Annotated in this window: 13 protein-coding genes; 7 read left to right on the top strand and 6 right to left on the bottom strand. The window is 57.1% G+C overall.

Annotated elements, in window-relative coordinates; translation table 11 throughout:
* Window positions 1–22: 22 nt before the first annotated feature.
* Window positions 23–1,468 (bottom strand): dihydrolipoyl dehydrogenase, encoded by a 1,446-nt coding sequence (gene lpdA / locus Poly51_RS13740; RefSeq protein ID WP_146458335.1) that lies wholly within the window; start codon window positions 1,466–1,468, stop codon window positions 23–25.
* Window positions 1,469–1,620: 152 nt separating this feature from the next.
* Window positions 1,621–2,229, bottom strand: a complete 609-nt coding sequence (gene rpsD, locus Poly51_RS13735; protein ID WP_146458334.1) for a 30S ribosomal protein S4 — start codon at window positions 2,227–2,229, stop codon at window positions 1,621–1,623.
* A 321-nt stretch (window positions 2,230–2,550) separates the two neighbouring features.
* Here rpsD and Poly51_RS13730 point away from each other — a divergent pair, with 321 nt between their 5' ends.
* Window positions 2,551–3,543 carry an adenosine kinase gene (locus Poly51_RS13730; protein ID WP_146458333.1) on the top strand — a complete coding sequence of 331 codons (993 nt, stop codon included), beginning with the start codon at window positions 2,551–2,553 and terminating at the stop codon, window positions 3,541–3,543.
* Between the two features lie 32 nt (window positions 3,544–3,575).
* Here Poly51_RS13730 and Poly51_RS13725 read toward each other — a convergent pair whose 3' ends face one another.
* Window positions 3,576–4,589 carry a Gfo/Idh/MocA family protein gene (locus Poly51_RS13725; protein ID WP_146458332.1) on the bottom strand — a complete coding sequence of 338 codons (1,014 nt, stop codon included), beginning with the start codon at window positions 4,587–4,589 and terminating at the stop codon, window positions 3,576–3,578.
* A 61-nt stretch (window positions 4,590–4,650) separates the two neighbouring features.
* Between Poly51_RS13725 and Poly51_RS13720 the strand changes: the two genes are divergently transcribed.
* The 3 genes from Poly51_RS13720 (at window position 4,651) to rnc (ending at window position 8,961) form a co-directional block, all read left to right on the top strand.
* Window positions 4,651–5,937: an outer membrane protein assembly factor BamB family protein gene (locus tag Poly51_RS13720; protein WP_146458331.1), complete on the top strand. Its 1,287-nt coding sequence runs from the start codon at window positions 4,651–4,653 to the stop codon at window positions 5,935–5,937.
* A gap of 334 nt (window positions 5,938–6,271) precedes the next feature.
* Window positions 6,272–7,936 carry an alkaline phosphatase gene (locus tag Poly51_RS13715; RefSeq protein ID WP_146458330.1) on the top strand — a complete coding sequence of 555 codons (1,665 nt, stop codon included), beginning with the start codon at window positions 6,272–6,274 and terminating at the stop codon, window positions 7,934–7,936.
* A gap of 302 nt (window positions 7,937–8,238) precedes the next feature.
* On the top strand, window positions 8,239–8,961 hold the full coding sequence (gene rnc / locus Poly51_RS13710) for a ribonuclease III (protein ID WP_146458531.1): 723 nt from the start codon (window positions 8,239–8,241) through the stop codon (window positions 8,959–8,961).
* A gap of 48 nt (window positions 8,962–9,009) precedes the next feature.
* Here rnc and Poly51_RS13705 read toward each other — a convergent pair whose 3' ends face one another.
* From Poly51_RS13705 to Poly51_RS13695, 3 genes are all read right to left on the bottom strand, one after another.
* Window positions 9,010–10,425: a tetratricopeptide repeat protein gene (locus Poly51_RS13705; RefSeq protein ID WP_246114483.1), complete on the bottom strand. Its 1,416-nt coding sequence runs from the start codon at window positions 10,423–10,425 to the stop codon at window positions 9,010–9,012.
* A 223-nt stretch (window positions 10,426–10,648) separates the two neighbouring features.
* Window positions 10,649–11,224, bottom strand: coding sequence for a hypothetical protein (locus Poly51_RS13700; RefSeq protein WP_146458329.1), 576 nt, complete (start codon window positions 11,222–11,224; stop codon window positions 10,649–10,651).
* Between the two features lie 256 nt (window positions 11,225–11,480).
* Window positions 11,481–11,690 (bottom strand): RNA-binding S4 domain-containing protein, encoded by a 210-nt coding sequence (locus tag Poly51_RS13695; RefSeq protein WP_146458328.1) that lies wholly within the window; start codon window positions 11,688–11,690, stop codon window positions 11,481–11,483.
* A gap of 112 nt (window positions 11,691–11,802) precedes the next feature.
* Here Poly51_RS13695 and Poly51_RS13690 point away from each other — a divergent pair, with 112 nt between their 5' ends.
* The 3 genes from Poly51_RS13690 (at window position 11,803) to Poly51_RS13680 (ending at window position 20,615) form a co-directional block, all read left to right on the top strand.
* Entirely contained in the window at window positions 11,803–13,011 is a 1,209-nt protein-coding gene (locus tag Poly51_RS13690) for an acyltransferase family protein (protein ID WP_222435850.1), read from the top strand.
* A 32-nt stretch (window positions 13,012–13,043) separates the two neighbouring features.
* Complete coding sequence (locus tag Poly51_RS13685) at window positions 13,044–14,195, top strand: aminotransferase class I/II-fold pyridoxal phosphate-dependent enzyme (protein WP_146458327.1); 1,152 nt, start codon at window positions 13,044–13,046, stop codon at window positions 14,193–14,195.
* 138 nt (window positions 14,196–14,333) lie between these two features.
* The gene (locus Poly51_RS13680) at window positions 14,334–20,615 is read left to right on the top strand and encodes a hypothetical protein (protein WP_146458326.1); all 6,282 of its coding nucleotides are present in this window, start codon (window positions 14,334–14,336) and stop codon (window positions 20,613–20,615) included.
* Window positions 20,616–20,678: the final 63 nt, after the last annotated feature.

The following is a 20,678-nucleotide window of genomic DNA, read 5'->3' as shown; positions in this document are numbered from 1 at the left end:
GCGGCTTGGCGACGGTACGAAACTAAGCTGTTGTGACTGGCTTTTTTTTCTTCGGTTTGAAGATCTCGGTCGCGGTGCCGTAGTGCACTTCACCAGCATTCATCAACGTTTCGCTGAGCGTCGGGTGCGGGTGGACGCTATCGGTGATGTCATGGACTTCGCATCCCATCTCGATCGCCAAAACGGCTTCGGCGATCAATTCGCCCGCGCCGCTGCCGACGATGCCGCAACCGACGACGCGGTGCGTTTTCGGATCGACCAACCATTTGGTCAAACCGTCGGTGATACCCAGGGCTTGGGCCCGACCGCTGGCTGCCCACGGATAGACTTCGACATCGACTTCGATGCCGTCGCGTTTGGCTTCGTCTTCGGTCAATCCGGCCCAGGCGATTTCTGGGTCGGTGAAGACGACGGCCGGGATCGCGACCTTGTCAAAGGCCGACGACTTGCCCGCGATGACTTCGGCTGCGACGCGGCCTTCGTGAGTCGCCTTGTGAGCCAACATCGGATCGCCGGCGACATCGCCGATGGCCAGGATGTGCGGATCAGCCGTGCGCTGTTGCTTGTCACAAACGATGAAGCCGCGCGGGTTGACTTCGACGAGGGTGTTTTCCAGACCGAGTCCCTTGGTGACCGGTCGGCGACCAATGCTGACCAAGACGCGATCGAACGCTTCTCGCCCGAACTTGCCGGGACCTTCGAAGGTGACCTGGATCTTGTCACCATCTTCGGTTAGCGAACCGACTTTCGTGTTCAAGTACACCCGGTCTTCGCACATTTTGTGAATGCGTTTAGAAAGCGGTTTGACCAAGTCGCGATCGGCGCCGGGCAACAACATTTCCGTCATCTCAACGACGGTGACTTTGGAACCCAAGTGAGCATAGACGCTGCCCATTTCCAGTCCGATGTAACCACCACCGATGACCAACATCGTTTCGGGAATGTCGGCCAATTTCAAAGCACCGGTGCTGTCCATGACCCGATCGCTGCCGATGTCGAACGCCGGCGGCATGGCGGGAACGCTGCCGGTGGCGACGATGCAGTGATCGAATGTCAGTTGGCCGCCCTCGGGGATCGACGCGTCATCGCCGTCCAGTTTCAGCGTCGTCGAGTTGATAAAACTGCCGCGGGCGCGGATGATCGTGACGTTTCGTCGTTTGGCAAGACTGCCCAGTCCGCCTGTCAAATTCGAGATGACTTTGTCCTTGCGAGCCCGAACCAAATCGATATCGATCTTCGGTCCGCCGGCGTACTCGACGCCCCACTCGGCACCCAAGTCGGCGACTTCGCTGATCACTTTGGCGACGTGAAGCAGGGCTTTGCTGGGGATGCATCCGCGAAGCAAGCAGGTGCCGCCGAGCGTCGGTTCGGATTCGACGATCGTCACTTCTAGGCCTTCGTCGGCCGCCAAGAACGCGGCTGCATAACCACCGGGACCACCACCAAGAACAACTACAGGCGAATGCATGGGTCAAAACTTCGGTTGAAAAAGTGTAAGGCCGACCTTCGGAAAAGTCGGGTGTGTAAAAAAACGATCCGCACGAGCGACAAAGGGCGCGTGCGGATCGTGGTTGATTGTAGTCGTCTTTTGAATCGTGAACGATCGCCGTTTTCAGGGCACTATCGTGACAGGAATTCGACGACGCTGTTCGCGTCCACCGGCAAGCTGATGTCGCTGGCGCCGGGGTTGCCCAGCACGGTCGCTTTCAGGTTCTCGCTATCGAACGAAACCCAATCCAGGGCGTCCGGCGAAGCGTTCGCGATCACGCCGCGGTACAGGTTCTTCAGGTTTTCGCGACCGCGAAGTTCGATGATATCACCAGGACGCAGGATGTAGCTGGGCTTGGTGACTTTGACGCCGTTGACGCGGAAGTGTCCGTGGCCGATGCCTTGGCGGGCTTGCGGACGGGTCTTGGTGAATCCCACTCGGCGGACCACGTTGTCCAAACGACGCTCGCACATCAATAACAACAATTCGCCGGTATTGCCCGGCTTGTGGCTGACGGCATCAAAGTATCGACGGAGTTGACGTTCGCCCAAGCCGTAATAGTGCTTGATCTTTTGCTTCTCCATCAACGCCAAACCGTAGTTACTCGGGCGGCGGCCGCGGACGTGCATCCCGGGAGGTGTGGGTCGACGGTCCAGTGCTCGAGCGGCACCGGCAGTTTCGTAAATCAGAATACCGAGACGGCGGTTGACGCGAGCTTTCGGGCCGGTATAGCGGGCCATGGGCAATGCCTTTCTTTCCGCAGGCCAGATCGACCAAGCGGCTTCGTGGAACGTGGTCGAACGAGTCGAAAACCGAGGCTTTCAGACATCGCCGGCCGGCGTGATCCGTGCGAGGGCCAGAACGATTCCGGCCCGCTGGTCACGCGGGGATTTTGGGAAGCGGCAAAGTTTGGCTGGAAAAGCTGGTTTTTGCAAGGGCAAGCACCTGACGACTTCCGTGCGATTTCGGTAACGTGGCAGCGGCCGAGCTGGGCATCGAGAAACCAGCCACCGAACCAGCCGCCAAGTCCCCCCCCTTACTATTAGAGAAACTTCAGCAAGATGACTGATTTTGACGTTTTCGGCGTTGGCAACGCCCTGGTCGACATTCAAGCCACCGTCGAAGACGCCGTGCTCACCGAGTTGGTTTTGGATAAAGGCATCATGACGCTGGTCGATGACGCCCGCCAACGAGAAGTACTGGCCAAGTTGGACGGCCGCCCACTGAACCGATGTGCAGGGGGTTCCGCGGCCAACACGATCGTCGCGGTTGCCGAATTCGGTGGCAAGTCGGCGTTCGTCGGCAAGATCGGCAACGACGACGTCGGCAAGTTCTTTTTGAAAGACATGCAGGATCTGGGGATCTCGATCGATGTCGAACCGGCCGGCGAACCAACCGGCACGTGCGCGGTGCTGATCACCGAAGATGCCCAACGAACGATGCTGACCAACTTGGGCGCGTCGGTAACATTGACCGAGCATGACATCGACGAGGAAATGATCAAACGATCCAAGTACATCTATGTCGAAGGCTATCTGTTCACCGGCGAGAACACCAAGGCAGCGGCCTATCGCGCAATGGATTTGGCGCAAAAGCACGGCATCAAGATCGCTTTCACGGCGTCGGATCCGTTCTTGATCAACATGATGCGCGATGAGATTTGGGAACTGATCACCGGCCCAGTCGATCTGCTGTTTTGCAACGAAGAAGAAGCGAAGAGCTTGACCGGTGAATCCGATGCGATCGCTTGCGCCAAGATGATTCACGACCATGCCGAAAATGTGGCGCTAACGCTTGGCGAGAAAGGGTCGATCGTGATGCACGGCGGTGAAGCGTTTCCGATCGAAGGCGTGCAAGTGAAAGCCATCGACACGACCGGAGCCGGTGACATGTATGCCGGCGCGTTGCTGTACGGCATCACCAACGGCATGTCTTGGCGCCAAGCCGGCCACCTGGCCAGCGAAGCATCCGCCCGCGTTGTTTCTCAACTGGGTGCTCGTCTAGAACGCAAATTCACCAAGGCTGAAATCGAAGCCCTGTCGAGTTTGTCGTAGTCTCGCGAGCTTGTCCGGGCGAATTTCACTTTTCATTCAGCGTCAGGCAACTGCATCTCGCAGATCTTCAGCGCGTCTGCGGCGATGGTCGGATCAAGAAACGGCGACACTTCGCCGTTGTCGATCCACTTGGCCACTGCGTCAATCTCGTGAACGAACGCTTCAACAGGATCGCCATCGCCAAATTCGGGCCGTTCGACGCGACCGTCGTTGTGCATGATCGTGACGGGAATCAGTGCAGACGACCCGTCGGCGTACCCGGCGAATTCGTACTGGATCGTCGCCGCTTCAAAGCTGACTTCATACCCGTGCGTGAACCCCCGCGCCGACGAATCAATAACGCCACCGCCCGCAGAGACGACTTTTGAATCGTCGCCGAAATCGAACACGGTTTCATAAAACTTGGGAACCCCGCCGCGCCGATGGCTGGCGGTGCGAGCCGCCCGGGGCATGCCGAACAACAAGCGAATCAAGTGCGCGTCATGCACGTGCAAATCGACCAACGGACCACCGACCTTATCCGCATCGTAAAAATCGGGAATCCAATCGGGCGGTCCGATCGTGCGTTTGAATCGGCCCGCGACGGGTTTGCCGAAGCGCCCGTCGGCCGCAGCGTCAACCAAGATTTTAAATTCTGGCATCAGCGGCAAAATGTGGGCGACGGCCAGATTGGCGGCGGTTGCTTCGCGAGCCAAATCCGTTGCCGTCGCCGCATCGAGCGCGAGCGGCTTTTCGCACAAGCACCGTTTGCCGAAATCCAAACACGCTCGGATCGCTTCGGCGTGCATTGCCGGTGGCAAACAGATATCGACGACATCGATCGAATCGTCGGCCAACATGTCTTCGAAATTTTCGTAGACATTCAACCCTGAAACATCGATCTGTTCCCCGGGTGGTCCGAAATTCCCTTGAATGGACCGCCAATCACCGGCGCGCTTGGCGGGATTGCTGGAACAAAATGCGACCACTTCGGCAGCGGGACTACGTTGATAAGCTAGATAGTGGATCCAGCCCATGAAGCCGACGCCGACAATTCCTGCACGCATGTTGATCGCTTTTGGGTTTGGGATACCGAGTTGCCATACCTTTTCTTACCGAGAGTTTAAGATGTTCCAACGTCTCAGGTTGTGTTCACGGCAAGGGTTCATGTCGCTGGCATGGGTTTGCCTTGCGAGCTTACCAGCATTCGCCGACGACTGGCCGGCGTGGCGTGGCGTCGAAGGCAACAACCACAGCGCGGCGGGCGCCGAAGCTCCGCTGAAATGGAATCTTCAATCGGGTGACAACATCGCCTGGAAGACGCCCATCCCCGGACGCGGTCACTCGACGCCCGTGGTGGTCGACGACGGCATCTTTTTGACGACCGCCCAGGCGGATGCCCAGACTCAGTCGTTGATCAAGTTCGATCGGCAAAGCGGACGCATGATCGACCAATGGGTGCTGCATCGCGGCACGCTTCCCGCCAACATCCACGGCAACAACTCTTACGCGTCACCGACACCCGCATTCGACGGCGAGCATCTTTTCGTCAGCTTCCATACCAACGATGCGATCTGGTTGACCAAAATCACGACATCAGGAAGAGTTGTTTGGCAAAACCGGGTCGCCGCGTTCGAACCAAAGCTTTTTCAATTCGGCTACGGCGCCAGCCCCATCGTCGAGAACGGTTTGGTGATCGTTGCGGCGGAGTACGACGGGCCGGACAGCGGCCTCTACGCGCTCGATGCGCGAACGGGAAAACCGGTATGGAAAGTGGCTCGCCCCAGCAATTTGAATTTTGCTTCGCCGATTGCCGCAACGATTGTCGGGCAACGACAAATCCTGTTGGCCGGCGCCGAGATGTTCGCGTCCTATGATCCCAACACCGGGAAAGTCATCTGGTCGGTCGACTCGACGACCGAAGCGATCTGTGGAACGGCCGTTTGGGACGGGCGACGCGTGATGGTCAGCGGTGGTAATCCCGCGTCGGGAACTTGGTGTATTAGCGGCGACGGATCGAACACCGAATTGTGGAGCAACCGCGTCAAGTGTTATGAACAGTCGCTGCTGGCCATCACCAATTATGTGTTCGCCATCGCCGACAATGGCGTTGCCTATTGTTGGCGGACCGAAGACGGCAAAGAGATGTGGAAAGAACGATTGTTCGGGGGCGGGATCAGTTCGTCGCCGACACTGGTGGGCGATCACCTCTACATCGCCACCGAAGCGGGCCAAGTTTTCGTCATCAAGGCGTCGCCCAATCGGTTCGAACCGATCGCGGAAAACCCCACGGGCGATTCGATTTTTGCGACGCCGGTGCCCGTCGACGGTCGGCTGTATCTGCGAACAGGTGTCGGTGCGGGAGCGAATCGCCAGGAATATTTGGTCGCGGTCGGCCGAGTCTCACCAAATTAGCCCGTTACCTGCGCATCGATCGGGTTGGTAGTTAATATCCGTGTACGGGCCAGCGAGAAAAAAGTGTCCGACCCTTTTTGCCGGGAACCGGCCCTTCGGGTGCTTCGCATAAAAGGGGTCGGACACTTATTTTCCGCTCATTCCTAACGGCCTGTTGACAAAGGGGTCTGACCCTTTGGAGACGTTGCTGAAACATTGTGAATTCGAAACGTCGGAGAGGGTCAGACCCCTTTTTCAACAGGCTGCTAAGCCAACACCTCGACTTTACGACAAACCAACCAGCAGCCAATCTTCTGTTTCTTCCCGACGCGTAACCCCCATTGTTCCACCGATTATGCTCCGATCACTCTTGACGGTTTTTCTGACGACATCGCTTTGCGTTTCGGTCTTGCGTGGGCAAGAGAAACCGGACTTAGCGAAACCTGCAGCCGCGAAAAGCGACTTGCTTCGCGAGATGCAATCGGATGCCGTCCGAGAACAAAAAACAGATTGGGGTCACTGGGGCAATCAACCCGACCGATTCAGCACGTGGCTCAACCACAGCAACCGGCTGATTCCAGTTTATACGTTCGGTATCACGCTGGATTCCCTTCGCGCTCAAGGAAGCGCCTACGCCGATGCGGATCGTTTGAAGAAAATTTATGGATCGGTCCCTGAGGAAACCGTCAATCCGACGGCGACCTACTTTGACCAAACGGATATCTATCAACTGCAAAAGACAGCGATCGATGCTGGCTTTACCAACATTATCATGATTGTCTTTGACGGCATGGACTGGCAAACGACTCGCGCCGCGGCGCTCTATCACGAACATCGCAATAGTTACACCAGCGGACGTGGTACCGGACTTTCGATTCTGGATGACCGATCGATGCCAACAGATTTTGGCTTGATCGTCACCAGTGCCCGATCGGCAGGGGCGAAGTACGACGTGGATGCACAGACTCTGGTCGGTGGTGAAAAGAAGACAACGGGCGGATTCGATCCCCATCGCGGCGGCGACGCACCTTGGAACGAGAAACCGGGACTCGCGTACTTGATGGGACTCGATCGCGAGCGCCCCCATACCGTCACTGATTCGGCATCGTCGGCGACCAGCCTGTTCAGCGGCATCAAGACTTACAACGGTTCCATCAATTTTGCTGCCGACGGGACTCAAGTCGAACCGATCGCCCGTGTGCTGCAACGTGACGAGGACTATATGGTTGGCGTCGTGACCAGCGTGCCGGTCAGCCATGCGACACCGGCCGCCGCTTACGCCAACAACGTGACTCGCAAAGACTATCAAGACATCGCGCGTGACATGATCGGACTGCCGTCGTCGTCGCATCGTACCGATCCGCTGCCTGGCGTCGACGTGTTGATCGGCGGCGGCTGGGGCGACGGAACCGACAAAGACGCCGCGCAGGGCGAGAACTTCTTGTCCGGCAACATTTACCTGCACGATGACGACCTTCGCCGCGTCGATGTCGAAAACGGCGGCAAGTATGTCGTCGCGAAGCGAACGAGCGGCGTGCCGGGCCGTCAACGTTTGATGGCCGCCGCCCAACGAGCGGTCAATGACCAGTCTCGATTGCTGGGCTACTATGGCGTCAAAGGCGGGCACCTGCCGTTTCAAACCGCCGATGGGAATTTTGATCCGACGTTCGACGCCAAAGGCACCGAGAAGTATTCCCCCGCCGACATCGAAGAGAACCCGACGCTTGCCGAGATGACGGAAGCAGCGCTCTTGGTCCTAGAACAAGCGATTGACGGTTTTTGGTTGTTGATCGAAGCGGGCGACGTCGACTGGGCGAATCACGCCAACAACTTGGACAACAGTATCGGTGCCGTCTACAGCGGCGATGCGGCGTTTCGATCTGTCATGAATTGGATCGACGAAAACAATGCGGCCGATTTTACGGCCGTCATCGTCACTTCCGATCACGGCCACTATTTGGTGATCGACGACATCGACCGGATCATCGAAGCTGGGGTGACGGTTTCTGAAAACGAATAGGAACGTCGCAGAGATTCAACGCCGCATCGATGCGACGTCACTGGGCATAACGACTGAAACTGGTCAAGACGGCGAACAACTGTTACCCTGCGGTTGTTAGTCGCTCACCGGCGGTCGGGTTCAGTACAGTTCGTTGACGCATCTGGCGCAGGAATGCGCCCACCCGATCGCCGGCGTGTGACAGGAATACATCTTTATTTTCCTGTTCAGGGAGCGGTCGGAATCGACCGCTTGGATACGTCGTGAATGCTTTCGAACCCCATTCGGATGATGTCGTTCATTTGGTTGATGGTACCGGCCAAATGGATGGGACCGATCAAGATTCAAAGCTTGCTAAGTGCCAAGATATCATTGGCTACCAGTTCAAAGACCTGTCACTTCTGCTTTCCGCACTCACCCACGCCTCCGGTGCATCGCATCGGCTGGCGAGCAACGAGCGACTGGAATTCTTGGGTGATGCCGTCCTTGGGTTGGTCGTTTGCCGGTGGTTGTTTGAAGAATACCCCGAGTATAACGAAGGTGATTTGACCAAGATCAAGTCAGCCGTTGTCAGCCGACGATCGTGTGGCAAAGTCGCGATACAATTGGGTCTTGACCGATGCTTGATCGTCGGCCGCGGCGTCACGAGAAATCGCAGCTACCCCCGGTCGTTGGTCAGCGACGTGTTCGAGTCCGTCGTGGCAGCGATGTATTTGGACGGCGGCGACGAAATCGTACGTCAACGTTTGAAAGAATGGTTGGCCGACGAAGTGGCCACTGCGGTCGAAACGCAAGGGTCCAACAACTTCAAATCAACGCTACAGCAATACGCTCAACGGGACTTGGCCAGTACTCCGGTGTATCGGCTTGTCAGCGAGTCCGGTCCGGATCACCGCAAGGCGTTCTTGATTTCCGCGGTGATCGCAGAGCGTCAATTTCCGGCTGCCTGGGGCAGCAACAAAAAGGACGCCGAACAGCACGCCGCTTCGAACGCGCTGGCAGAATTGCACGGGTTGCCACTGCCGTTTCCAGACACCGATTCGTAAGGGACGCGGCCCTGGTTTCCGATCGAGAAGCCCGCTGTCGGTCTTCAACTACTCGGGAAACGTGAACCCGCCGCTCTTCGCCGCTGGCGTGGATGCGGGCGTTGGCGAAGCCTCGGTCGGACGAATTGCCGGCGGTTTAGCCTCGCTGGGTCGAGTCGGCTTCAGCGTCGAACTGGGTGTGGCCGAATTCGGTGTGGATGAATTCGTTGACGTCGAATCGTTTTGCCAGTTTGGGTTCCAAGCCTGCGTCCAAGACGGTGATGACTCGGTTGCCGGCACGTTGATTTCGACCTTCGCTGGAGGCGCCGATGGCGGAGCAATGGATGCCATCGCGGGCGCCGATGCTTTACCTGCCAACGGATTTGGTGTGATCGGATTCTGCGTGGGCGGCTTCGGTGTCGCCGGTGCCACGGATGCCGTCGTCTTGATCGTCGGTATGGTCACACCGGGTGCGCCAGTTTGGCCGGTCGGCTGGATCGTCGGTTGATACGTTCCAGCGTACTGAGCATTGCCCACGTTCGATTTCGGTGCGGCTTGGGCAACGGTGCCCGAACTGGCGCTGATCTGGGCCAGCATCTCACGAGATCGTTCGATCGCGCGTCCGACGGCCGGGTCCGAAACGGCGTCGGATTCAAACTTCATTGCCTCGGCAATCTGGCTCTGTGCCTGAGGCATTTGACCTGCCTTGAAGTACAGATACGCCATGTTGAAGTGCGCGACGGCCGGCTTGTTGTTCTGTGCCAAGACCTTCATCGCCGACGCCGCGTCGCCCGATTCGAATCGAACGCTGGCGAGATTGTTGGCATAGCGGGACGTTCCCGGTGCCAGCTGCAACGATCGTTCTAGCGTCGCGACCGCGCCGGCATGGTTGCCCATCTTGCTAAGCGTTAGACCGAGATCGTTGTAGAGACCGGCGTCCTGCGGGGATTGAGCGATCGCCGTTTGGAATGACTTCGCGGCCTCCGGTAAATTGCCTTGGCGGAAATGCAAACGGGCGATGGCCGTGACGGCTTGAGGATGATTCGGCGTGCTCTCCAAAGCCTTGGTGTAGCTTTCCATCGCCTTGCCGTAGTCGCCTGTCGATTCCCACAGTTGACCATTGGCGACGAAGACTTCGGCGTCGACCTTGTCCGGTTTGTTGTCCAACCGCAGCGGGTCCGTTTCGGCGAGTTGATCCGCGGTCTCGTCCGTTTTACGTCGGAAGACGCTGGTCATCGCATTGGCAGTTTTGCCGATCGCGTTCTTGGTGCTGACAGTCATGGCTTTGACTTTGCTGGTCGCGCCGTTTTCCGTCGCTGCGATTGTCTCCGTCGCCGTTGCACCCATGTCCGTCGGTGCCGTTCGAGCGAACGGATTCATAGAAGCCATGGGAAACCCACCGCTGGAACAGCCACCTGCGGTGATGGCGGCACCGACGATGATCGTCGAAAGTAGAATTCGGCGTGTTTGAGTCGTAGGTTTCACGTTTACTTTCCCCTCGGCCGTCCGTGCCTGATCAAGAGCGATCGGGCGATAACGGTTATCCGGATAGATTGAATGGTTCCGTATAGAAGGATCGGACGTCTGGGGGGACGGACTTGAACGGGTGTGCGATCAGATTGATAAGAATCGAAAAAAAAGGCGGCCGATGAAACTCATCGACCGCCTTTTACAGGGGAAAGATTGGTGCGATGCACCGACAACGTGTTTACTGGCCCGAAGGTGTTGCGACGGAGTTGTTCCCCGATGCGCTGACCTGAGGCAATCGGGGCGCCGGCATGCCTTCCAGCCATTCGCGGCTGACCTTGGTTGCCCAAGCACCCGACGATGTCCCGGGTTCGACGTCGGTCACCATGACGGCCGGAGTCTGGCCCTGCAGATTCAACGATGCCAAGGTTTGATGGACCGATGCGATGCGGGACTGAGTTTCCTCGGGGGTTAGGCCTCGCATCACGAAGAGCTCGCGATGTGCCGAAGGAGCCTGGGTCGCAATCCATTGGACGCGACGGCTTCCCGAAGCCAGCAACGCACCATCACCTTCGCGGAACAACTCGTGACCGATGGTGTTGTGCAAACGCCATCCGTTGTGTTTCATGATTTCGAACGGCTGCACGACTTGCATCGCGTCAACTTCGTTAAAAGGATCTGGCCAAGCGTTGTTGCGATGATACCCGACATTCATGTTGTGCCAGAACGTGTGCCAATCGGCTGAGGCCGACGTTGCAGTCACACCGACGGCCAAGAAAGCCAACACGAATCGGTTGAATTGGACGGTTCGTCTCATAACAGGCAGTTCCTTCCGCCGGCAAAAGCGATCCGGCTGGAACGCTTTCATCGTTTGAAATTGATCGTTGGAATTGGCGAGGGAGCAGACCGTCGCCGGGGGTGGATGGCGGCACCCGATTCCTTCGGGACCGTCCGTCGCTTAGTTCATCGGCGGATCGGCACCCCAAACTTGCCAGTGCGTCGAGGGTGACGCGAATTCGTTACGACCGACAAACTCGAACCTCTGAACCGACACCCGTTTGCGACGTCCGACTTCAAACCATCGGTTCGACGACGATCGTTTCCCCGTCGAACTCCACGACATCACCGAGCGACAATTGCTTCCGGCGGCGGGTTTCGATTTCTCCATTCACTTTCGCCTCGCCGGCTTGGATCCGCACTTTCGCTTCGCCACCCGTACCGACGAATCCGACAAACTTCAAAAAATCGTCCAAACGGATGACGGGGATATCGTCAGTCGACATGGTCTCGTAGAGCTTTCAATCAAGAAGTGGGCGGACGGGCAACAGATCGCCCCGCGGAAACTTCCGCTACGATACTCTCTATTCCCTCCTTCGACCGGACTCTGTCAAGAAAATGAATTCGCCTCCTTCGCCAACACCGATTCCGACCGTCACTGTGGATCGAAAAATCAGCATTGATGCCTATCGTGGCATGGTGATGTTTTTGATGCTGGCGGAAATGCTGCGCCTGGATCGTTTGGCCGAACATTTTCCGAACGTCAAGTTCTTTCAGTGGATTCAATTTCACACCACCCACGTCGCCTGGGAAGGCTGTTCGCTTCACGATTTGATTCAACCAGGGTTCACGTTCTTGGTCGGAGTGGCGATGCCTTTTTCCATCGCCAGCCGCATCAAACGCGGTGGTTCGACCAAATCGATGTTGTTGCACGCCGCGTGGCGATCGGTCGCGCTGGTGTTGCTCGGCATCGTGCTGAGGTCACTGGCATACGACCAAACGAACTACACCTTTGACGATACGCTGACCCAAATCGGGCTGGGATACTTCTTCGTCTTTCTGATCGCGTTGGCCCCTCGTTGGGTTCATTACGCGTCTGCGGCCGCCATCTTGATTCTGTTTTGGGTTGCGTTTTCCATTTCGCCGGCGCCCCCGGCTGACTTTGACTATCCGGCGGTGGGTGTGCCGACGGACTGGCCTCATCACTACGAAGGATTCGCGTCACGGTGGAACAAAAACAGCAACCTGTCATGGCGTTTTGACGTCTGGTTCATGAACCTGTTCCCCCGCCCTGAACCATTCACACATGCTGACGGTGGCTATGCGACGCTCTCCTTTTTTCCGACGATGGCGACGATGATCTTTGGATTGATCGCGGGGTTATGGTTGAAAGAACCGCTCGACTTGAAAGCCCGCTGGATTCGCTTCGGGGGCGCCATTGTGTTTGGGTTTGCGATCGCCTTCCTGTTGCAGTGGACCGGCATTTGCCCCAACGTTAAACGCATTTGGACGCCAACGTTCGCATTGTTCAGTGGCGCTTGGTGTATGACATGGCTGTTCGCACTCCACCTGATTTGCGATGTCGGGCGATGGCAGGGGTGGACGTTTCCTTTCGTCGTCATCGGCGCCAATTCCATTTTGATCTACGTGATGAGTTGGACACTGGAAGAACCGATTCACGAATTTTTGCATCGCCATTTTGGTGAAGGCCTCTTCGAAGTCTTCGGACGCTCGTACTCCGGTGGACTGATCGGTGCCGCAACCATGGCAATCATGTTTGCGGTCCTGTTGTGGCTCTATCGCAAACGTGTCTTCATCAAGATTTAGATCGGTTTCGTTGAATCACAGAATCACAGTCCATGACAGATCGATTTTCCCATTTCCGTGAACAACTCGATGCACTGGATCGCACCAGTCGCCTTCGCCGTCTCGTTCCCAGGTCACCCGCTGGCAACCAGTTTATCGAGAACGGTGCCGAGTTCGTCAACTTCGGCAGCAACGATTACCTTGGACTAGCATCACAACCAACGCCATCAGTTTCCCGCCGGGGAGGTGGATCCAGCAGTCTGGTTTGCGGCTGGACCGACGTCCACGAACAACTCGCCGACCGAATCGCATCATTGGAATCAACAGAGTCGGCGACGATCTTTCCGAGCGGGTTCGCCGCCTGCAGCGGCGTGGTCGCGACCTTGCCCGGGCCGAACGATTTAATCCTCAGCGACGAATTGAACCATGCGTCCCTGATTGATGGCTGTCGTTTATCGGCCGCTGATCGTGTCGTTTACCCGCACCGCGACGTTCTGGCGATCGAGTCCATTTTGCAGCAGCAGAGGAGCCAACACGAACGCGTTTGGATTGTCACCGACACGATCTTCAGCATGGATGGAACGATCGCGCCACTGGTTGAAATCTGTGACCTGTGCGATCGATTCGACGCGATCCCGATCGTCGATGAAGCGCATGCAACCGGGGTGATGGGCACAAACGGCAGCGGCGTCTGCGAGGCGCTGGGCGTCAAATCGCGAGTTCCCATTCGTATCGGTACGCTCAGCAAAGCCATCGGCAGCCAAGGTGGATTCGTCGCCGGTCCACACGTTGTGATCGACTATTTGATCAACCGATGCCGCACACTGATCTACAGCACATCGCTTACCCCCAGCGCGGTTGCGGCGGCGATGGCGGGTCTAGATTCGATCGAAGGCGAACCGGAACGAAGGGCCCGCGTACAAGCCCTGTCGTCACGACTGCGAGCGTCGCTCGAGATAATAACGCCGCCCGTCGAGTCGATTGTCCCGATCGTTCCGGTCATCCTTGGCGACGTCACGACGACGTTGGCGGCCGCCAAGTCGCTTGCTGATATCGGTCTTTATGTCCCGGCCATCCGCCCGCCGACCGTCCCCGACGGCACTGCCCGTTTGAGAATTTCGCTGTCGGCCGATCATACCGGCCAACAACTGGATCGACTGATAAAACACCTTCGTCGTGGCGACCCCTTTCGGCCGTCGGCTTAGATCCGGCTAGGAAATAAAGACATTCGCGCGAAAGATTCGAATTTGACCCTAACAAAATTCGCCGTCGATCGTCGAACTCTTTAGACTCGATTCTTCGAGCCTCTTCTCGATTCGCTTCTCTGAAATTTGGTGGTTGCTATGGCGCGAGTGCATCAGTCCGTCGTTGCGTTTTTCTGGTCCTGCATCGTTGGCTCGCTTCTTTTCAGCCCGCTCGGACATGCCGAACCGATCGGATGGATCGAACGTTATGCCTTGGCCGAGGATCGTCAATCGGCGCTCGATGAACTGATTCCCGGGACCGACGACTATTACTTTTTTCACTGCCTGCACTATCAAACGACGGCACAGTTTGAAAAAGCCGAAGCGATCCTGGCCGAGTGGGCGCCGCCTCACCTAGGCCAACCCAGCGCCACGGTCAAAGCGATGATCGATCGCCAGCGTTTACTGACCTATGACCAGTCGCCTCAACGAACGATCGATCACTTGGTACGCCGCCTCGGGATCCAGCTTAATCACGCCCCGCCAGCCACGCGCCACGAGCGGCGGTACCCGAGCGAGCTAGACGAAACCGTGTTGGACGTCCGGCAAATCATCCGAGACGCGATCACTCGTAGCGACGCACTGAAACCTTCGGCAATCAATTTCTTGGCTGATCGCTTTGTACGCGATGAAGCCGCAGGCTACGCCATCACACTGGATCGACTGCTTGATCGAATCCAACAACCGACGATCGAGAATCTTGGTCAACTCGTGATCAAGGAACTGAAAAGTCGGCGGCCCAACGATCGAAAGTTTGGCAATCTGCACGCTCATCGTGTTCTAACACTTGATGAACTGAAAGCCGTCGCCAAGAACGTTGCCGAAGTGGGGAATGACGAACCGATGGTAACGGCAATCCTGGCGCGGCTACGTCCCGGGGCCGAGGTGGATCTGTCGGTCCAACCGGACGAACGGCTCGCTTACCTTACGCGCGTGGAAAATTACGCCCAATCACTTCCACCCAGCTACAACAGCTTGAAAGCGTCGGCGGCATTTCGGTTGCTGGAAGCTAATTTGTCACAATCGAAGTTCGACCGTGATTTGTTTTTGCGATACCTGGCGCTACCGCGATTTAGCGATGTCGTTTTGCCACGATGGAACGAACAGCAGATCCAACCGGCCGATCTGAATCGTGACTTCATGGGAATGGCCTTGTTGCCGCCGATCGGCAACGACGAAGCCGTCGTGCGAGCTCACCTCGAGCACTTCTTGCGCGACGCAGATTCAACGCAAGCATTTGATGCATACTTAAAACGGAAATATCTGAGCCGCGTTTTCGCAGAAACCAAGTTGCTTGCCGGCGTTGGCGACGAAGCACGCTGGTATCCGATGCTGAGCGAGATCAATCGACAAACGCTGCGCGACTCGGTGGAGTTGCGTTTGTCGCCGACGAACCCGTTGTTTTTCTCGCCCAAAAAATCAACTCGATTGGCGGTCGAACTTAAGAACGTCGACGAATTGGTCGTTCGGATCTATCAGATCAACGTCCCCGCCTACCATCGAAGCCACGACAAACCACTGGATACGGACATCGATCTGGACGGGTTGGTTGCGACGCATGAAACAAAGTTGGCGTTCAACCACCCGGCGATCCGCCGACACCGCGAAGACATCGAGTTGCCGCAGATCGCTGGACGAGGTGTCTGGGTCGTCGACTTGATCGGCAAGGGAATCCGTGGTCGCGCTATGGTTCGCCGTGGATCGATCGACCATGTTGTCACCACGGTCGCAGATGGACTGGCCATGACCGTCATCGACGAAAATCGTGAACCACTCTCTGGTGCATCCGTCAGCATCGGGTCGCGACACTTCACCGCGGATGAAACCGATAGCCGGATTCTGATTCCGCTTGCGTCAAAGGATACTCGACGCAAAGCGATCATCAGCGACGGCGTATTGGCGGAATCGATCGATTTGCCACATCCCGCGGAAACGTACGAACTTTCGGCCGCAATGGTTCTGGACCGTTCCTTATTGCTTTCCGGCGGACAGACTCAAGTGCTTATCCGTCCCCGCTTGTCGATGACGGGCGTCCCGATCGATCCTTCGATCATTCAAGACGGACGAGTCTCAATCGCGTCGACGGATCTTGATGGTGTCACGTCGACGCAAGAGACTGCCAGAATCGAGTGGACCCAGCAAGGCGAAATGGTTGTTCCTTACCGTGTGCCGGAGAGACTGGCGGATGTGACGGTCACACTAACCGGGTCCGTCAAACCGCTGACCGATGCACAAGTTCGCCCGCTGTCGACATCTCAATCGTGGAACATCGCGGGTGTTCGCAAGACACGCAATGTTCACGACGCATACCTGACGCGTGACCGTGATACCTATGTCATCGAAGTCCGCGGTCGCAACGGAGAAATCGTTCCGGGTGCAATCGTTTCGGTCTCGATGAGCACACGATTTCGTAACTCGCCCGTCGAACAAATGCTGCAGGCTGGTGCGGCCGGACGAGTCCGATTGGGTGACTTGGCTAATGTCGAGACGATCACCTTTGCGGTCAGCGGCGGGATCTCGCACACTCAACGACTCGGTGACTATCGAACGTTTTGGGCGGCGGAAGTCTTCACCACGATCGGTCGCGCGATCGAGTTGCCGTGGTTCGAACCCGTCGATCGAGCATCGTCCCGATTTCGGCTAGTCGCCATGGACGGTGGGCAAGTTCGCTCGGACGAGACACAGCACGTTTCGATCCGAAATGGTTTCTTGACGATCACCGATTTACCGGCCGGCGACTTTCGCTTGATCGATCGACAAACGGGCGACTCCATCGTCATCGCCGTGGTCGATGGACCGGTCATCGACGAAGTAGCCGTCGGCGAAAACCGGCATCGAACGCTCAATACCGAGCGTCCGATCTCGATCGCCAACGTTGATCGCAACGCCGACGGATTGACCATAAAGTTGTCTGGACAAACGGAACTGGCGCGAGTCCACCTGTACGCCCGACGCTATTTTGAACAGGCAGATCCCGCCGCGGCGTTGGATCTGCCGATGCCGGGGATGACCGGGCGCAGTGTCCGCCGCGACGTTTCGGGATACGTCAGCGATCTACGACTCGGCGACGAGTACCAGTACGTTCTGCGCCGTCGATATGCGAGCAAGTTTCCAGGCGTGATGCTTCCTCAACCCGGGTTGATCCTGAACCCCTGGGAAACCGAAGAAACGACGAACCAATCCCAGTCCGCGGACGTTGGTCAAGCGGTCCCACCGACGGCCGCAGTCCCACTGCGTCAGCAACTCGAGCGACAACGACGCGAATCGAAACAAGCCCCGGATGCAGTGGCTTCCGATTTCGATTTCGTGGCCGATCCGGGGGTCATCGTTGCCAACTTGCGACCGGACGAAAACGGAGTCGTCAACATTCCGGCGGATGTGATCGACGGCATGCCGATTCTGCAGATCGTCGTCTGTGATCCCACGACGGTGATCTCGCAAACGGTGGCGGGACCCCTGGTCGACTGCGAAACTCGCGACCTTCGATTGGCGAAAACACTGGACTTGAAGACGGCGTATTCGATGGAGCAATCGGTGCTGGTGGCATCGCCTGATTCGCCCTTGGACTTGCAGATCCTCGGCAGTGCTCAGGTGCAAACGATTGGATCCGTGACTTCGCTATTCAAACTTTACAAAACGCTCGTCAACGATTCGCGACTAGACGATTTTGATGTCCTCGCCCGTTGGGACGGACTCGACAAGATGGCGAAGACCGAAGCGTACTCACGATTGGCAAGTCATGAACTTCACGTCTTCTTGTGGGCACACGATCGGGCGTTTTTCGATGAAGTCGTGACGCCGTACTTGGCGAACAAAAAAGAAAAACAATTCGTCGATCATTGGCTTCTCGGCGACGACTTGTCCTCCTTCACTTCCCTTTGGCGGTACAACCGACTCAACGCGGCCGAGCAAGCAATGTTGGCGATGCGAGTTCCCGATGTTCGTGAAACGGTTCAGCGGCAGTTGCGCGAAGTCGTGGCGAACCGTGACGTCGATCATGCCGCCATTCGGCTGGGCTTTGAAAGTGCACTGAGCGTTCGCTTTGGCCGCGACGATGATTCCGACGGCACGTTGATGGAGATGGGAGAACCGTTTGGCGATGCGAGCGTCACAGGCAACATGCTTTTTTTCGGCGGTGGATCGAGGGTTGAAAAGCCACGAATTGCGGCGGGCAAAGCCATGTCAAATGGCGCCGCAACCCTTCCTGATCTGAAGGAGTGGGAAAGCCTCAGTCGCCGACGTTTGGGACGATCGACCACTGGCTTTTTCCGGGAACTCGACACGACACGCCAATGGGCCGAGAGCCATTGGGATCGTGTCCAATCAGTGCCCGCCCCATCGTCGTCGTTGCTGATCGATGCCAACCTTTTTTGGGCTGACCTCTCGACCAGATCGTCTGACGAGATCGCTCTCTCCACTCACCTACTGCGGCCGATCGATTCTCGCCACTCGGCTTTGATGGCCTTGGCGTTGTGTGGTCTGCCGATCACGGCCGGTGATATCGACTTGCCAAGCAAGCCGGGCGACCCTTACCAACCCGCGCACTCTGTCGCTGTTGTCACCAAGCGTCTGGTGCCGCTGTCGGTCGCCGAAACACCCACCACGACCATGATTGGCGGACGGTTCGTGCGGGCGGACGATTCCGATGCAAGCGACGTCCATGAGTTCGTTGCGGGCGTGGTTTACCGGGGCCAAGCTGTCTTGTCGAACCCGACGTCACAGGAACGAACGGTCAATGTGATGTGGCAAATTCCGGCCGGCAGCATTCCCGTCGCCGGAACGCGCTCGCTAGATAGTCGCATTGTCGCGATCAAACCCTTTGCGGTCGACGCGATCACGTATGAGTTCTATTTTCCCACGTCAGGCCGTTTCGATCACTATCCCAGCACGGTCGCCAGCGGTGAAACTTTGCTCGCGCAAGCCGACGCGGAAACAATCACCGTGCTGGACGAACCCAAAGAAGACAACGACGAAACTTGGCCGACAATCGCTCGCACAGGAACGCCCGACCGAGTTGCGTCGTTCTTGAAAACGGCCAATGTTCGTTTGTTGGACTGGGACTTGATCGTTCACCGAATGAACGATCAAGACATTTACCAAGTGGTTGTCGGAGCACTGGATACCAATAAGCTAGCCATCAGCAATATGTGGGCGTACTCGTTCAAGCATCGCGACGAACCCGCGATTCGCAACTTTCTTTCGGTTCGCGATGACTTGGTTGGCAGTGTCGGTCCGGTCTTGGAGTCTTCGTTGTTATCGGTTGACCCGATCGATCGTCAAACGCATGAGATGCTTGAGTATTCGCCGCTGGTTCTCGCCCGTATTCACCGGTTGGGCGACATCGACGAAATCTTGAATTCGACGTTGATGCAGCAGTACCGCGGATTCCTTCGCACCCTTGCTTACAGCCGCGAGATCGCTCCGAAACAACATCTGACACTGGCATACTACTTGTTGATTCAAAATCGAATTGCCGAGTCTATCGCCGCGTTCGAAAAGGTCGATCGCGGGGATGTGGCGACGAAATTGCAGTACGACTACATGGATGCCTACTTGGCATTGCACCGCGGCGATCACGATCGCGCTGCAAAGATCGCCAGCGCAAACGCCAATCACCCGATGCCACGCTGGAATGCTCGGTTCACGGAACTGCAATCGCATCTTGACCAATATCGCGACTTGAACGAGACGCAAAAAATTGTTTCGAAGGGTGATCCCAAACCGGACGCCAATGACATCGGACAAGGAACCGGTGATTTGGCGATCATCGACCAACAAACGCGACAATCCAATGCGGCGAACGAGTCACCCGAAGTCATCGTTCGCGTCGAAGGAAACAAACTGCGCATCGACCATCGTCGCACCGATTCGGCGACGCTGAATCTGTATGGCGTCGATTTGGAATTGCTGTTCAGCAAGGCTCCCTTTGTTCGCGAAGACTTGGCCCGGATGGCGATGGTACGTCCGCTGGCAAGTGAATCACTTGCCTTCGACGATTCGAACGGCGTAGCCACGTTTGATCTGACCGACGATCAACGCCGGCAAACGCTGTTGGTCGAAGTCGTCTCGGGAGCTTCGCGATCGACGGCTCTTTCATACGGTGGAAACTTAACAACGTACGTTTCCGAAGCGATGGGTCAATTGCAAACAACGAACTCAGAAACCCGCCGACCGATCATCCAAGCCTACGTCAAGGTCTACGCGAAGTACCCCGACGGCGGCGTGCGCTTTTACAAGGACGGATACACCGATGCCCGCGGACGTTTTGACTACGTCAGTCTGAGTGCGGACGACGCAAAGGGCGCGACACGGTTCGCGGTCTTGGTGCTAAGCGACGAACAGGGAGCAACCCTACACGACGTCGCGCCGCCGACACGATAGAAGCCACCCTCGCGGACCCGCGACTCCGCTCGCGGGATGCGAACTGCAAAGCGGTTTCGATCA

This window comes from Rubripirellula tenax, from assembly GCF_007860125.1.
Classification (GTDB): domain Bacteria; phylum Planctomycetota; class Planctomycetia; order Pirellulales; family Pirellulaceae; genus Rubripirellula; species Rubripirellula tenax.
Note: the sequence above shows the minus strand (reverse complement) of the source record. Positions and strands in the feature narration are given on the sequence as shown.